This window comes from Lampropedia puyangensis (assembly GCF_004833285.1).
Taxonomy (GTDB): domain Bacteria; phylum Pseudomonadota; class Gammaproteobacteria; order Burkholderiales; family Burkholderiaceae_C; genus Lampropedia; species Lampropedia puyangensis.
This window is the reverse complement of record NZ_STFG01000018.1, coordinates 1-14,946: the sequence shown is the minus strand read 5'-3', so window position 1 is coordinate 14,946 and position 14,946 is coordinate 1. Positions and strand designations below refer to the sequence as shown.

13 protein-coding genes are annotated in these 14,946 nt (G+C 52.9%); 7 read left to right on the top strand and 6 right to left on the bottom strand.

The window, feature by feature from the left end:
- The first annotated feature begins 7 nt into the window (after positions 1-7).
- Genes cobN through E9531_RS13605 form a run of 3 tightly spaced genes read left to right on the top strand, consistent with a single transcriptional unit; the run spans position 8 to position 4,996 of the window.
- Complete coding sequence (cobN, locus tag E9531_RS13615) at positions 8-4,159, top strand: cobaltochelatase subunit CobN (protein WP_136574323.1); 4,152 nt, start codon at positions 8-10, stop codon at positions 4,157-4,159.
- A 37-nt stretch (positions 4,160-4,196) separates the two neighbouring features.
- Entirely contained in the window at positions 4,197-4,688 is a 492-nt protein-coding gene (locus E9531_RS13610) for a MotA/TolQ/ExbB proton channel family protein (RefSeq protein WP_136574322.1), read from the top strand.
- Between the two features lie 2 nt (positions 4,689-4,690).
- Complete coding sequence (locus tag E9531_RS13605; RefSeq protein ID WP_136574321.1) at positions 4,691-4,996, top strand: DUF2149 domain-containing protein; 306 nt, start codon at positions 4,691-4,693, stop codon at positions 4,994-4,996.
- A 136-nt stretch (positions 4,997-5,132) separates the two neighbouring features.
- Here the strand turns inward: E9531_RS13605 and E9531_RS13600 are convergent, their stop codons facing one another.
- The 5 genes from E9531_RS13600 to E9531_RS13580 all read right to left on the bottom strand — a co-directional run bounded on the left by E9531_RS13600 (position 5,133) and on the right by E9531_RS13580 (position 11,659).
- Complete coding sequence (locus E9531_RS13600; RefSeq protein WP_136574320.1) at positions 5,133-6,332, bottom strand: acetyltransferase domain-containing protein; 1,200 nt, start codon at positions 6,330-6,332, stop codon at positions 5,133-5,135.
- Between the two features lie 288 nt (positions 6,333-6,620).
- Positions 6,621-8,234, bottom strand: coding sequence for a PepSY-associated TM helix domain-containing protein (locus E9531_RS13595; protein WP_136574319.1), 1,614 nt, complete (start codon positions 8,232-8,234; stop codon positions 6,621-6,623).
- 12 nt (positions 8,235-8,246) lie between these two features.
- Positions 8,247-10,367 carry a TonB-dependent receptor gene (locus E9531_RS13590; RefSeq protein ID WP_136574318.1) on the bottom strand — a complete coding sequence of 707 codons (2,121 nt, stop codon included), beginning with the start codon at positions 10,365-10,367 and terminating at the stop codon, positions 8,247-8,249.
- 186 nt (positions 10,368-10,553) lie between these two features.
- The gene (locus E9531_RS13585) at positions 10,554-11,015 is read right to left on the bottom strand and encodes a DUF2946 family protein (protein WP_136574317.1); all 462 of its coding nucleotides are present in this window, start codon (positions 11,013-11,015) and stop codon (positions 10,554-10,556) included.
- A gap of 290 nt (positions 11,016-11,305) precedes the next feature.
- Positions 11,306-11,659, bottom strand: coding sequence for a DUF2946 domain-containing protein (locus E9531_RS13580; protein WP_136574316.1), 354 nt, complete (start codon positions 11,657-11,659; stop codon positions 11,306-11,308).
- Between the two features lie 223 nt (positions 11,660-11,882).
- Here E9531_RS13580 and E9531_RS13575 point away from each other — a divergent pair, with 223 nt between their 5' ends.
- Both E9531_RS13575 and E9531_RS13570 read left to right on the top strand, forming a co-directional pair.
- Positions 11,883-12,203 (top strand): hypothetical protein, encoded by a 321-nt coding sequence (locus tag E9531_RS13575; RefSeq protein WP_136574315.1) that lies wholly within the window; start codon positions 11,883-11,885, stop codon positions 12,201-12,203.
- Between the two features lie 421 nt (positions 12,204-12,624).
- Complete coding sequence (locus E9531_RS13570) at positions 12,625-13,140, top strand: hypothetical protein (RefSeq protein WP_136574314.1); 516 nt, start codon at positions 12,625-12,627, stop codon at positions 13,138-13,140.
- A gap of 33 nt (positions 13,141-13,173) precedes the next feature.
- On the opposite strand, the gene E9531_RS13565 is transcribed toward E9531_RS13570, so the two are convergent.
- Complete coding sequence (locus tag E9531_RS13565) at positions 13,174-13,476, bottom strand: helix-turn-helix domain-containing protein (protein ID WP_136574313.1); 303 nt, start codon at positions 13,474-13,476, stop codon at positions 13,174-13,176.
- Between the two features lie 138 nt (positions 13,477-13,614).
- Here E9531_RS13565 and E9531_RS13560 point away from each other — a divergent pair, with 138 nt between their 5' ends.
- Both E9531_RS13560 and E9531_RS13555 read left to right on the top strand, forming a co-directional pair.
- Positions 13,615-14,349 (top strand): hypothetical protein, encoded by a 735-nt coding sequence (locus E9531_RS13560; protein WP_136574312.1) that lies wholly within the window; start codon positions 13,615-13,617, stop codon positions 14,347-14,349.
- Positions 14,350-14,352: 3 nt separating this feature from the next.
- Positions 14,353-14,946: hypothetical protein (locus E9531_RS13555; protein ID WP_136574311.1), on the top strand; the 594-nt coding region annotated here is incomplete at its 3' end.

Below are 14,946 nucleotides of genomic sequence, written 5' to 3'. Positions count from 1 at the left end.
TGATGTGATGTCTCGTGTTCACTCAATGCGTGGTGCCTGTAATTGGCAATGGCACCTGTGCTTATGGGCTGCGTTTGCTCTGCTGCAATTGGCAATGATTCAACCCTCGCATGCAAATACGGATGATGAAGCCACCAGTCACATGCCACTGGTGCGAGTGGTGGCCGATGAATCCATCTTGCCTGGTAAGCTGGACAAACTTCGTACCTACGCACGGCTGGCAGGTGTGCAACTGGAGAGCGTGTACAGCCAGGATATTCCAGGCGATACGCCTGCCGCACGTGAGGCTTGGGTAAGCCAGGCAGATTTGCTGATTCTGGAATCCAGCCTGCGCGGAGGGCGAGAGCGCCTGCGCACGCAGCTAGGGCCCATTTTGCAAAGACCCACTGTGCGCTGGCTGGAGGCAAGCCTGCGCAGTACTGCGCACAGTGGTTTGCCTGCCCCGCATGCAAATGCACTCGCAGCCTATTATGAGAACGGCGGCGAAGCGAATTACCGCCATTTCTTTGCGTATTTGCGTTTGTGGCTGGCAGGGCAGAGCGTTGCTGACGTTCCCGCACCCATTCTGTTGCCCGCAGATGCTTATTACCACCCGGATGCCCGTTCGGCATTTACAAGTTTTGAAGATTATCTCGCCTGGGGTACCGGCACTCCGCATGTTGCGGCACCACGTTGGCAGCAGGGAAGTCCGCGGATTGCCTTTGCCATTCACGCTACCAGTCTGGCGAATATGCAGACCGGCGTGATTGATGCCGCCATCCGCCGCAGCGAAGCGCTCGGCATGCTGCCGGTGGCATTCTGGTTTGATGGTGACAAGCCTCAGGCTTTGACGCACATGTTGAAGGACAAGGGCATTCAGGTGCTCATCAACATGCAGCACATGGGCAATGCCGAGCAGCGAGTGCCCGAGATTGAGCAACTGGGCATTCCGGTGCTGACCACCCTGAACTACCGTGATGGCAACACGCAGAGTTGGCGCGAAGCTGAAAGCGGCACACCGAGCCGGATGGTTGCGCCATTCATGGCGGTCTATGAAATCTGGGGCATGACGGATCCGCTGGTTCTCAGTGCCTTGGAGCAGGGCGAGCCAGCAGCCATCCCAGAACAACTGGATGCTTTATTGCACAAGGCCAAGAACTTGGCAACCTTGCAAACGACACCTGCCGCCGATAAACGTCTGGCATTGATGTTCTGGAACTACCCCAATGGCGACAGGAATATCTCTGCCTCCAATCTCAACGTCACACGCAGCATTGAGCGTTTGCTCCCAGAATTGGCAAAGGCGGGTTATCAAGTACCCGGACAAGAAGAGGCAAGCATCATCACACAGGCTCAAGCAGTAATGAGGCCACTTTATGACCATGCCGCCTTGGACGGCCTGCTGGAACAAGGCTTGGCGGATACGCTGCCTTTGAAACAATATTTGCAGTGGTTGCAAGCCTTGCCTGAGCGCCGACAGCAGGCTCTGGATGCGCGATGGGGTGACCCTGCCAGCCATTGGGCGATTCGTGAGATTAGTGGAGAAAAACACTTCATCATCCCGCGCATTCAATGGGGCAATCTGACGGTGCTGCCACAAATGCCGCGCAGTGATGTGGATGGCAAGGACTACCATGATGCCGCGGTGCCGCCCAACCATTACTATCTGGCCAATTACCTGTATCTGCGTGAGAAGCAGAAGGTGCATGCACTGATTCACTTTGGCACACATGGCTCACAGGAGTGGCTGCCCGGCAAGGATCGTGGCGTGGGGGCTGATGACTATCCATTTCTGGCGGTGGGCGATATTCCGGTAATTTATCCTTACATTCAGGATAACCTAGGCGAGGCCGTGCAGGCCAAGCGTCGTGGGCGTGCCACGATTGTCAGTCATCAGACTCCACCGTTTGCCCCTTCGGCTCTGTACGATGAACTGGTGGATTTGCACGCACTGATTCATGAGTACCAGCAACTCGAAGAAGGAGCAGTGCGTGAACGCACTCGTCAACAGATTCAAGATGCCGTGATGGCCTCGCGCATGGATAAGGATCTGGAATGGGATACTGCATGCATTGATGCCGATTTTGATGGCTTCTTCAATGCTTTGCATGACCACTTGCACCAACTGGCGAATCAAAATATTCCACTGGGACTGCACACATTCGGGCAGCCAGCCAGCGATGAACACCGGCTGTTGACCGTGATGCAACAATTGGGTGAACCATTGCAACGATTGGCAGATGAATGGGATCGCCAGTCAGCAACACAGCAGCACCATGGCCAGCACCCACACCAAGCCCACCAAGAGCATGATCACGGCTCAGAGCCATTTGCAGGCAGTTATGAAGAACTTGCCAAGAGTGCGCCATACCGCTTGCTGCACCAATATCTGCGTGAAAAAACGGATTTGAAGGGTATCCAGAATGCACCGTTGCGCCAGATGCTGGAGCGTGCGCGTGAACTCGATCATGGCTTGCAAGACACGCAGGAAATCGAAAGCCTGCTTCTGGGATTGTCTGGCCGCTATGTGCCTCCCGGCCCTGGCGGTGATCCGGTGCGCAACCCTGGAGTGCCCAGTGGGCGCAATCTCTATGCTTTTGAGCCAGACAAATTGCCGACCCGTGCAGCCTATGACGCAGCGGCCGAACAATTGCAGTCATTGATCGATGATTACCGTAACAATCATGACGGGCAGGCTCCCACCAAACTGGCCTTCAGCCTGTGGTCGGTGGAAGCCATGCGACATCTCGGCATGGTGGAAAGCCAGATTCTGCTGGCGCTGGGCCTGCGCCCGGTATGGGACGAAGGTGGTCGCGTAAGGGCACTGGAGATCATCTCACGTGAGGAGCTTGGGCGTGGCCGTATTGATGCCGTGGTTCAGGTTACGGGAGCCTACCGCGATCAGTTCGACGGCTTCATGCGCTTGCTGGCGCAGGCCATTGACAATATAGCGCAACTTCCTGAAGCCGATAATGCCGTGGCCATCAATAGCCTGACCACAGAGAAAAACCTGCTTGCGCAAGGGCTTGCAGCCGAGCGTGCTGCAACTCTGGCGCGTGCACGCATTTTTGGTAACAAACCCGGCGATTACGGTGTCGGTCTGGCTGATGCGACGCTGGACTCTACCAGTTGGGAAGATGATGCCCCACTGGCACAACAATATTTGAGTCGTCTGCAATACGCTTATGCTGCGCCCGGCAAGAAAGTCCAGCGCGAAGGCAACAGTGCTAGCAGTAATAACAGCGATTGGGCCATCGCCGTGGGCGATGAACATCCTGGAGTCAACCTTTACGCTGAGCAACTCAAAGGGGTACAGGCCGCCGTGCTGGCGCGCTCATCCAACACGTACGGTTTGCTGAGTGGCGACGATCCTTTCCAGTTCCTGGGCGGTATGTCCATGGCCGTTCGTCACCTCGATGGCGAAAGTCCAGAACTTTATATTGCCGACCTGCGTGATCCACGCACTGGCCGCATGACCAGCGCGGCGCGCTTTCTTGCCGATGAACTGCGCACGCGTTATGACAACCCACAATGGATTGGTGCCATGCAGCAAGAAGGGTATGCGGGCACAGTCAACGTGCTCAAAGTGATTAACAACCTTTGGGGCTGGCAGGTCACCGACCCAGGAATCGTGCGTGACGATCAGTGGCAGGCATTGCACGAAACCTACGTCAATGACCAGCGTGAGCTGGGAATCAACGAATGGTTTGAGAAGCACAACCCGACTGCGCAGGCACAGCTTATTGAACGCATGATGGAAGCCGTGCGCAAAGGTTATTGGCAGGCTTCGGAACAGACTCAGCACGAGCTGGCGCAGCGTTGGCAGCAACTGGTTGACCAGCACGATGTGGATGTGCAAACCAGTTCACCCACCTGGCAGGCCGCGCAGAAAGTGCTGGCCGGTTTTGGTATGAATGCGGGGGCCGGTGCACAAGGCAGTGCTGCATCACCTGATGCCTCTGAACCCGCCAGCTCTCAAGAAACCGAATCACAAGCAACAGTTCAATCGCAGGCTGTGGCAGTGCAGGGGCAGGTCATGGAACAGGTTCAGCCCGCAGAACCTCCGCCGCGTTGGGTCTTCTGGCTTTCACTGGCCGCATTGTTGCTGGCCGCCGCTGCAGGTGCAACACAGCAGTCAAGGCAGGCTGTTGCGTTGGGCAGAACACAGACCATCCGCTGATGATTTTTTGACTCCCCTCTAAAAACAATTCTTGGTTATGAACATTCTTGAATCCAGTTTGTATGAACTCTCAGGCCTTTTTCTTGCACCTGTGCTGCTATTAATCCTGTTGAGCCTGTTGTATGCCTTTGCCGTACTGGGCGGTTTTGCGATGGAGGCTTGGCAACGAAGAAGACGGCGTTACCAATCCGTGCTGGCGGCATATCAGAGCCAAACTGGCAGTGCTGCTGATGACTTGGAACTATGGATCATTCGTCGCCTTGAGTGGCTGCGAATCGTCTCCCGCACCACGCCTATGCTCGGTTTGATTGCCACCATGATTCCCATGGGGCCGGCTTTGCTGGCTCTGGGCAGCGGTGATTCGACCAGCGTGGGTGAGAATCTGGTTGCTGCATTCTCTGCCGTCATTCTGGCGTTGGTTGCCTCCAGTATCACCTTCTTTATTTTGACTGTGCGCCGCCGCTGGCTTCTGCAGGAACTGCGTGAGCTGGAGCGTAATGGCATGTTGCCAATTCATTCGGGGAGATAAACATGCGATTCATCGAATCTGATGAGGCTGACGATCCTATTCTTTCGGTCGTCAACTTGATTGATTTGTTTCTGGTGGTTATCGGGATCTTGATGATTGTGGTGGCTAAAAATCCGCTGAACCCTTTCTCATCTAACGATGTTGTCGTGGTAGAGAATCCAGGTCAAGCCGACATGCGCATGACCATCAAGAAGGGCGAAGAACTGACACGCTACGAATCGAGTGGCGAAATCGGTGAGGGCCAGGGTGTGAAGGCTGGCATTACCTATCGGCTTGATGATGGCAGGATGGTTTACATCCCAGAATGACACTCTTTATCCTGACGGCCATGCCTTACGTTGATATCGCCTGATGATCAAGAGAATGCTGGAAATACCACCGTAAGCTCCCCTGCCAAGTAAAGAAATAGTTATCAAGAATTTCTGCGATGAGAAATATGCGCGATTACAAATACTTTAGCCACGTAATGTCGCGGCGTTGTGCTTTGAACCGAGCAAAGGCTTTGACAGGCCAATACAGAGCAGACACTAGCACCAAAGTAATAAGCCAAATCGATAGTACCGAGTTCACTCCAAAATAGGTCCCCCCCTGATTTTTTCCCAAGATGCTCACGCACGTCAGGTACATCAGCTTGAGAACATAAAGATGCAGCAAATAAAAGAACATCGGGGCTGCCCCAAAAGTACACAGCCATGCTAGAGCACCTGGTAGGTGGCCTTGGAATCTATCTTGAAGGCGCCCTAACTTCCATAGTAGCAATAACCCCAAACCCAAAGTTAGCATGATGAACAACAACGAAGGTGGGTATTTGGTAATGTTAAGAAAACCCATTAAAGAGATCAGCGAAGATTCGGCCTCAACCCAAGGTTTATCTCCGTAGCTGTTGAATGCTCGCAAGGCAACAAAGCTGCACAGCAAAGCAATGCCAAGCTTTAGTAAACTTTTTTGGCGTTGAGCAAAAGTCACGTCTTGGCCAAACCACGGTCCAAGCGAATAGCCTAGCGAAATTACTCCAATCCACGGTAGAACAGGATAAGACGTGCGCATACGCAGGCCATCAGTGACTTGCAGCCAGCCACGGTCATGTAAAACCGCCCAAGGTATGTGCATCCAACCTGATTCGTCAAAGTGAACGCTATCGAGCAAATTGTGACCCGCAATGATGATGAGTCCTAACACCATCAGGATTGAACGTGGTAGCCACAGCAGCACAGACAGTATCACCATACTGATGCCAATGGCCCAAATCACTTGCATGTATATGGTCGATGGAGGGAAACTAAATGTCCAGGCAAAGTTGACCAGCGTGAATTCAAGCACAATCAAAAATAAGCCGCGTTTGAACAAAAATGCGCTGGCGGCTTGCTGTGAATGTACGTATTTTGATGCGTATAAATATGCAGATAAACCAGTTAGAAATACAAATATAGGTGCGCATAAATGTGCCAGTAAGCGTGAAAAAAATAACCCCGGTGCCGTGGTCGTTACATCCATTGGATCATTAACTTGCATATGGAGGAAAAAAGTCTCACGGACATGATCCAGCAGCATTAACACTATTACAAAGCCGCGCAAGGCATCAATGGATTGCAGGCGCACAGCCGGCTTCTGTGCAGTTTGAGGAGAGGGGGGATTTGCTGTCATTCTGATCGTTTTTACATGTCGCTAAGCAGTCATTTAATAGATGCGACAGTAAGGGGAGTTCAATTCAATATGGTATCTTGTTAATGATAACTTGATATTGAATAGTCAAAAATGACCCTTTGCTGGAAACACAGCACGGCTCCCAAGGTGTGCTTGATACACGTCGGTTTTGTTGCACATAAAAGCCAAGAGCACTGCGCTGCCAATCGGAGCCAGACGATGGATTGAAAATAGCATGAAGAAATTCTTTGTCATGGAGGGAAATGGTTTTGCTAAGGCCTCAGTCCGCTAGCGGCTCGCGGTGCGAGCTGACTCACCAGTCGCGGTGGATATAGCAGATGCCTTGTTGTGTTTTTGCGCTGGCGACGGGCTTGCTTTGGTGCGCAGAGTGCGCCGTTTCATCAGGCTGGCACGCAGGTATTTCCAAGCGATCACCAGCCCTGTTACGGCAATGAACAGTGCACCGATGCTGAGCGCAATCAGCGCTGCTTCACGCAGATAACTCCATTGCAAAAACAGCGGCAAATCCCAGCTGTGCAAGAAGTTGAACAACCAGCGTGAGAGGCGCTGTGCTCGGTTGACGCTCAGCGCGAGCTGACCGCTGTGCAGATCGAGGTAGACCGAGCTCGCATTCGCATCGCCAAAGTCCAGTCGTAGCGCAGGCAGACCGCGTAAATCACCGGCGTACATAGAGGCTGCCTGGCGCTGGTAGTAATACGCGTCATAGCGCTCCAAGACTTCGGCCTTCACGATGGGCGCGGCCAACAACTTGGCACCAGCAGCTTGTAAATCGCTGGGCAGCCATTGGTCTTGTACCGAAAAGCCTGTGCCATCTGCGCTGGCAACAATTAGCTTGGTGCGCGCTTGGCCATCAAAGGCCAGTACATAAGGCTGTTGATCCAGCACCAACCAGTGCAGCTCTTTGGCCGCGAATCCTTGGCTGAGCAGTCGGCCAAGGATGTCAGCAGGCGCGGTGGCCAGTTGCACATGGCCCGCATCGGGTTGGTAGGCTTTGCGGTCTGGCGCTGGGCCTTGGGCATTGAAAACACCAAAAGGGTTCATCGACATCAAGCCGCTGAAAATCCAAGCCAGCAAAATCAGTCCAAACAGCAAGCCCGTGATGTGGTGCCAGCGCATCGCCAAACTGCGATAAGGACTGCGCGAGCCGGATTTGTAGCGGCCTGAAAAGCGCCAACGCCAGACACCGACAAATGCACCCGCAATCGCACTGAGCGTGCATAGGGCCGACAGGCCAATCACGAGCCAACTCCAGAATGCATCTTTAGAGCCGTTGCGGAACATGTAGAGCCAATGCAGCCACGCACCCAGCATGCTCCAATAGCGCTCATCACGAGGCGCGTCCAACACCACTTCGCCGCTCCGTGAGGACACATACAGCCAAGTTGTGGCTGGATCCTGCATTTGGACCTTGAACAAAGGCCGATGCGCATCCAAGCGCGGCGAGTGAGTCCAGCGGTCATCGTCGACCAAACCCAGCATTTGCGCCTTTGCCTGTGGCAAAAAAGCTTGGGCACTGGCCAGCGCCGTATCGGCATTGGCCGCTGGCAGCGTTTGTGCATTCATGGCATCAACAAGCTCCAAACGGCCATCGCTACGCTGCAAACGGTAGACCACTTGGTTGGCCACCGTAGTCAGCGCGATGCTGGCCACCTGTTCGGGGTGGGCAACCTGTGCCAAGGCCTGCTGCACATCAATACAGCAGCCCTGTTGCGGCAAAGTTGGCAATGCGGCCAGCCGCTCAGCCGGCAGCAGCTTGGGGTGACCGACAAACAGCATCACCACGCCACTGACCAGCCACAGCACCATCAAGATACAAGCGGCAATGCCGCTCCAGCGGTGCAACAAGTAAACAAAGCGTTTACTGAAAAGCGTCGCAAACATAGCGGCTTGGCTTTAAAAGCGGTGGTTCAGCGTCAGCTCAAAACGGCGTCCTTCTCCGACTAACCACTGGGTATTGGTGTAGTACGTGGTGGTGAAGTAGTACTTATTGGTGACGTTGATGCCACGCAGCGTCAACGTGGTTGTAGGGCTTGCTTGCCACTGCACAGCCAAGTCGGCCGTCGTGTAGCCGGGCAACGTCAGCGTGTTGGCGTTGTTGGCATAGCGCTTGCCCACGTAGCGCACACCTCCAGAGAGCGTCCAATCGGGCAAGACCTTGTAGCTGGCCCATGCATTGGCCAGGCGCTCAGGTACATCGGTTGGCACATTGCCATTGCGCGAAACGCTCACGCCACCAGAAGACTCATTGAAATCTGTGTATCGCGCACGCAGTATGGCCATATTCAAATCCAACTGCCACTTGGGCGTTGGGGCCAAAGACAAGGTCGCCTCTACCCCCTTAGAGGTACGCTCACCCACTTGCACTCGCAAGCTGGGATCAGCCGGATCACGCGAGAGCAAATTGTTCTTCTTGATGGAATACGCCGCCAAGGTCCACTCAGCCTTGTTGTCCCAGAAGACTTGCTTGATGCCGACCTCCATTTGCTTGCCAGTCGACATATCAAAACTACTGTTAGCGGGTGACAGCAGCAGCATGCTGGCAACTGGATCCACTGCGGTGGAGTACTGGGCATAGAGCGACAAATTGGGCTGCAGTTTGTAGACGCTGCCAATACGCCAGCTGGTGTTGTTGTAGTTGCGCTCAAATGCCTGGTTATTAGCCACCAAATCAAAGCGTGAGAGCTTGGTGTAGTCGTAACGCAGACCACCTATCACAGACCAGCGGTCCGTAAGCTCAAGGCGGTTTTCAGCAAACAAGGCGTATTGCTTGGCCTTATTGCGATAGCGCGGAATGAATGGAACGTCGCTTTGGTACAAGCCCGACACTGGGTTGTACAAATCCACTGGCCCAGAGCTGCCTACATAAGTGTTGTTGGTGTGCGTGAACTTGGAATCATTGAAATCAAAGCCAAACGATGTTTGGTTGGCCATCTCAGCGACTCGATTGCGCCACACCGTATCTACATGCACGCCGGTTTGTGCCTGGTTGTGGCCGATCTCGGTATTGTCCGCACGATCGACCATGCCGCTTGCATTGTTGTAGACCAGCCCCTCAGAATTGCGCCAATGGCGAGCACTGCTGATGCGGTAGAGCTTGCCACGCACCGTGACATCCTCAGTCGCTGCCCATTGCGCGGCCAATTCGGTCCAATGGTCGCGGTAAACAATCGACGCATCTTTGACGTTGTAGTTGTTGTGTCGCAAATCCTTGATGGGGCGACCATCGACCAGCGGCGTGCCGAAATAAGCTTGTGGCTTTTGACGGGCATACGCATGGCTTAGTTGCACATTCAGCTGGGGCGTGAGATCCCAGCGCAATGCACCATTGAAGCCTAAGCCACGTGTGTCACCTCGCTCAACCCAGCCATCACTGCGCTCACCACTGACATCAATGCGGTAGGAGAGCTGTTCGCTGATAGCGCCCCCGCTGCCAAACGCAACAGCTCGCTTGCCGTGGTTGCCCGCTGTGAGCTGCATTTCATGCTCGGGCTTGCCTTTGCTGGGCTTTTTAGGAATGACGTTGATCACGCCGCCAATGGCTCCATCGCCATAAATCACCGCCGAGGGCCCCAGCAACACTTCAATCTGGGCAATTGACCAGGTATCAAAAGGAAAGCTCAAACCGGCACCGCCATATTGGCGCGTGCCATCGTAGAGCTGCATCACCGAGGTCGAATCCGTAAAACCGCGCGCTGATAAGGCAGAACCAATATTGCCAGGATGGCCCATGCTGCTGATCCCTGCAGCTCTTGTGACTGCATTGACAACGGATGTATCGCCACGCTCGCGCAATTGTTGCTGGCTAATGGTTTGCACACTGGCTGCCGTTTCAAGCGACGTCAGATCCAAGTTAGAGCCGGTCGATGGCAATTGTGCGAGCTGCGGGAGGTCTTGCAGTGACACTGTGACCTCAGGCAAGGTTTTGTTGTTTTGCTGATGATCAGCAGTAGCGTTATTCGTGTCGGCCCACGTTGGCAAGGCGAGGCTGAGACTGGCGACGGCAAGGGCAGCCATCAAAAATGGAGGGTGTTGCATCAGGCATTCATCTGTTGATCGCGCATGCAAAAGCCATGCGCAAATACACACGCCACGTCTTGCTCTGAGGCAAGGCGAGGCGGCATACGTTGTGTCTTTCAACGAGTCGTCACAGCCAGTAATTCAATCAGGCACTTGCAGCGAATGCGTCAAACGACGTGAGGATCAAACAGTGAATGGGGGCGCTCTGGCGGCGCGAATGTCTGTGCGCGGTGCCCATATGGGCGCGCAATAGCGCGGGGGCAGGATCCGAATCGCCAGTAAGAGCAGCACAAACAATAAGGCCAGCCATAAACCATCGAGCAGTATTTGCCAGGCCATGGCTGAAAAACTGCAAACGGTTTTGGCATGCGCTGACTCAGACGCATCTGGCGTCGAGTGCGGTGTGCTAGTGGGGGAGGTGGAATGCTTTCCACTAACGTCTAAAGGGCCGTCAGGGGTACAAACAACCATCGCAAAGAAAACATCTTGGTCCGAGGAGGCTGCGGGCATATAGCCCTGCGGCACCAAGGCGCGCAAAAATATGGCCAGCAGCAACAAGATCGAAACACGCCAACGCCAGCCACGCACAAGCCACCGACGTACTTGCGCCAGTTGTTGTGTTGCTACAGCGTTCGGAGTATTCATGCCTGATGCCCTGTTGAGAAAACAGTGCTCGGTGTGCTTATTGATGGATGGTTGTAGGGGGCGAGCTGCAAAGCGCCTTATCGGCCACCCCAGTTCAAACTGAATGCCAATTCAGAGATATCAGCGATGCGCATCGGGCCAGCGATACAGTTTCAAAAACAATATGCTTGGCTTGCCAGGCTGTAACTCTGATGAATGCATCAGCCATTGCCGCGCCATCAATGCAAGGGCAGAAATAACGCCCTTACTCATGGCAGGCATACATTCACCTGCACGAAAAAGTGCAGAAATTAAAGGGCAACTGGCGGGCCCCGTGGCGGCAATGCCGAGCCACTCAAAGCCGGAATATGGGCTGCACGGTAGCGGCTCAGCGAAAAACTGAACGCTGATGCAGTCTGCCCAGCCTCTAGCTGCAGCGGTGGCGCTGTCAGCAGGCAATTTGGACAATCTAAGGTGTGATTGCCAATCGGAACAATCTTGCCTTGGTCATCGACCACCACGACTTTCATGGCACCACCCTCGGCACACAAAAAGTCGATCCGCTTAGGATTCACAATCGGCGATGCAGTCGCAGCCAGAATCGACAAAGCAAACCAGACTATCACTAGTTTGGTGAGTTTGCGAAACAGCGGAAAAATTGACATAGTTCGCAATTATCGCGCGAAAACCTAATTCCGAAATGAAGTTTCGGGTGCAAGCATAAGTGAAGGATATTTTTAAGCCACAACGCAGATATTGACACATATCTAAGACTTTAAATTTCCGCTTTGGCTCGATTTCTACCACTCGCATCGAAGGTTTTCCTAGGTGCTCATGCGAATCCGTTCGCACATACTGTGTGTAAACTGTCTTAACAAGGAGAAACACATGGATGCACTGGGATGGTTGGCTTACCTATGCTTGGCATTTTTTGTTGGAGCTTGTGGTCAGTTGGTGCGTGTGGCCGTTGGCCTTAAAAAGCTTCATGATAAAAATGCATCTGCAGGCACTAAAACTCCGTTTGATGCCAAGAAATTCTGGATCAGTATTGTTCTTGGGGCATTGGCAGCGTTGTTAACAGCAATCCTCCAGTGGAGCGACCAGATGCAGAGCATTGATCGGGAGTACATCTTTACCTTGATGGCTGCTGGATATGCGGGCTCAGACATCATTGAAGGCTTAATGGATCGCTGGAGTAAGAGCACCTAAATACTCAGCTTGAGCAACCTCATTATTGATGTCTGGGTAGATCAAATATCGGTATTTGATAAAGTTATTTTTCTCACATAGGCTGCCTTGAAACCAATAAAATATAGCTATCAGCATTTAAAAAACGTTATTTTTAAAATCAATGTTTTCTGAGCTGATTACCGTCAGTCATGCGCAGTGCAAGCGATTGCACCAGTCATTTCAGCCCAAAGCCTCACCAAGAAGAGCTGTTCGACGGGCAATGACTTAATTCTCTGGAATCACCGAATTCCTCAATCCTTGATCGAAACCCTTGCTGATCGTTAAAAACGACCAGTAAGACAAAGAACGACCTCATCCACTAGGTTTTGCGAAAGCAGATCTTGACACTCAGGTCGCGCTGCTGCATGGCTTTTTTTTGAGTGATTTTCAAGGAAAGTACATGAGTCAAACTTCTAACTCATCATCCGCCCCAGTAACTTTTTCTGCTGCCTATAAGCGTATTGCTCAATCTGAACGCTGTGACGATGTCTTGGCATGCATTGCCATGATTGCAGGCAAAACTCTGCAAGAGGTCACAGCTGTTGCGCATAGCCTTGGATTTGCCAAGCATGGGCCTGCCAATATGAGTGAATCTTTGATTGCCAAGGTTGCCATGCTCTCTGCTCAGCTGGTCACCTCAAATTACAAGGATTTCGATACCTTTGAAGCGTTGCCTCCACTCGCCCTGCTATATGTTGACTATACGGATGAGATGGAAATCGGCAGGCATGTACTGTGGCACCGGCCAAGTCCGGTTAAAGGCCAAGAGAGCACTATCACAGGGGCCTACATCATCGATCCAGGAAACTGGATTGAGCCCAAGCGCCAAATTACGCAGGACTTTTCGCATCTGAGGGTGGATTGGTTTCTCTCGGTGCACGCAGCAAAACCAATTCCGACTAAAGCCAAGGCCTAGAGCAGCACGCGTAGGCCATATCACTGATCAAGGTCAACGCTTGATGTGATTAGGCACCTGGGGTTCAGGCAAGGACGTCATCAACACTTCTGGCTTGAGCCCCAGGCTGTGCGCAATGCGCCAAATATTGAACAGCGACACGTTGCGCTCACCGCGCTCGACCGAGCCCACGTAGTTTGCATGTAGGCCAGCCCCTTCGGCTACTTGTTCAATCGTCATCAGCTTTTCATGGCGTAGCGAACGCAAACGTTTGCCAAAGTTTTTTTGCACCGCAACAAGAGACTCCTGTTGGAAAGCATCCAAAGGTTGAGGGTGATTGACGACGACGCGAGACATGCCGGGAGTGTTCGCGAATCACCACTATGAGTACACAAACTATGAGTTTTGTTTTGTGAATCGTGTGGCAAAATTCATTTAAAACCAAACGTAAAGTGTGTTTTATTCATCCATTCATAACCATTAGAGGACAAATTTATGTTTTCACATCACTTAGTACGCCCAAGGCGGGCTTTTGTGCGTGGCGCACTGCTATGTGCTGCACTACTCGCACCGTTGGCCTCACAGGCCTCATCGTTCATGAATGCTGCGCCTCGCTACACGAGCATGAGTAGCCTTTTACAAGGTGTCGCCAATGGCGAACTCGCGCATTTACACCCCAACAGTGAGGAGCCGCCGATCATGGCCAGTGTGTGGCAAACGCTAAATACGCCAACACCATTTCCAGGACAGTTTCGCGATGTTTCAGATGCTTTGATGCTGGAGTCCACCTTGATGTCTGTGTTACATCAGATTAACCAAGCTACCTGGGCACAGGTCTCGAGACAAGCTCCTGATTTCGGTCATGGAGAAATCGCGTTTTCAGATGGGCAAGTGCAAAAGCTCGTGCAGCAGCGCATACAAGGCTCCTACGCCCTGAGCCCTTGTGGAGCAGCCCAGAATCAGTGTGTGCAACGCATTCATCAGTGGTTGGCACAAGTGGCTCAGGCTAGTGTCCGTGGGGCGCAGCAAGAGAGGCTGCAGCGCGTTGAGGCATGGCAAGTGCAACAGCATGAGCTCCAGGCGCGACAGCGACGAGAGCGCGAAGCACAGCAAGCTAGGGTGCGCGCCGAGCAAGATGCCGAAAACGCCGCCATTGCACAAAGAGCACAGCGCATTCGTGAGCAAGAAGCGCAAAAACAAGAGCAACGCAATACACGAGTGGGGGGCTAAGCCATGCAGACAATTTTCCAGTTGGTACAGCGGTCGGCTCAATGGACGATAGCTTTCATCACGGTGTTTGCTTTACAAGGATGTTGGGCGTCTGAGCCTCCTGAATGTGATTCACAGGAGCTAACTACCGCTTTGGTTGATTTGATTGAGCAGCATGCGATGGAGACACCCTTTGGAGCACCCCAAGAGGGTGATCCAACTGGACTTTCAACTCTTTTTTATAGCCAATCGACCATCACGATTGAACAAGTGGTTCCTGTGGGCTATGACAAACACAATGAGCGCCGAACGTGTCAAGCAGTGGCACACATGCAGTTTCCTGATGGTGATGCAGGACAGCTATTACTGGGGTCTGCTCTTTACGGTTTTGTCGACACAGGCAATGCACAAATAGCACCACGGGGCGCTATCAAAGAACGTATCGAATATCACGTCCAATCTGCCAATTCCTCTGGCTCAGAATTTTATGTACAGAGCAACATGCTGGGCCTGGTCAACCTAATGGGCTTTGCTCATTCTGGTTTTGTTGGGAACTATCGCTACGCTGGGAAATGGCATGGAACTGAATCGCACCGGTATCCGTGGAGGCTGAATCTC

Bases quoted from the DNA above. Each gene is read 5' to 3' on its own strand.
- cobN (WP_136574323.1), top strand. From the start codon at position 8: ATGTCTCGTGTTCACTCAATGCGTGGTGCCTGTAATTGGCAATGGCAC.
- E9531_RS13610 (WP_136574322.1), top strand. From the start codon at position 4,197: ATGAACATTCTTGAATCCAGTTTGTATGAACTCTCAGGCCTTTTTCTT.
- E9531_RS13605 (WP_136574321.1), top strand. From the start codon at position 4,691: ATGCGATTCATCGAATCTGATGAGGCTGACGATCCTATTCTTTCGGTC.
- E9531_RS13600 (WP_136574320.1), bottom strand. From the start codon at position 6,332: ATGACAGCAAATCCCCCCTCTCCTCAAACTGCACAGAAGCCGGCTGTG.
- E9531_RS13595 (WP_136574319.1), bottom strand. From the start codon at position 8,234: ATGTTTGCGACGCTTTTCAGTAAACGCTTTGTTTACTTGTTGCACCGC.
- E9531_RS13590 (WP_136574318.1), bottom strand. From the start codon at position 10,367: ATGGCTGCCCTTGCCGTCGCCAGTCTCAGCCTCGCCTTGCCAACGTGG.
- E9531_RS13585 (WP_136574317.1), bottom strand. From the start codon at position 11,015: ATGAATACTCCGAACGCTGTAGCAACACAACAACTGGCGCAAGTACGT.
- E9531_RS13580 (WP_136574316.1), bottom strand. From the start codon at position 11,659: ATGTCAATTTTTCCGCTGTTTCGCAAACTCACCAAACTAGTGATAGTC.
- E9531_RS13575 (WP_136574315.1), top strand. From the start codon at position 11,883: ATGGATGCACTGGGATGGTTGGCTTACCTATGCTTGGCATTTTTTGTT.
- E9531_RS13570 (WP_136574314.1), top strand. From the start codon at position 12,625: ATGAGTCAAACTTCTAACTCATCATCCGCCCCAGTAACTTTTTCTGCT.
- E9531_RS13565 (WP_136574313.1), bottom strand. From the start codon at position 13,476: ATGTCTCGCGTCGTCGTCAATCACCCTCAACCTTTGGATGCTTTCCAA.
- E9531_RS13560 (WP_136574312.1), top strand. From the start codon at position 13,615: ATGTTTTCACATCACTTAGTACGCCCAAGGCGGGCTTTTGTGCGTGGC.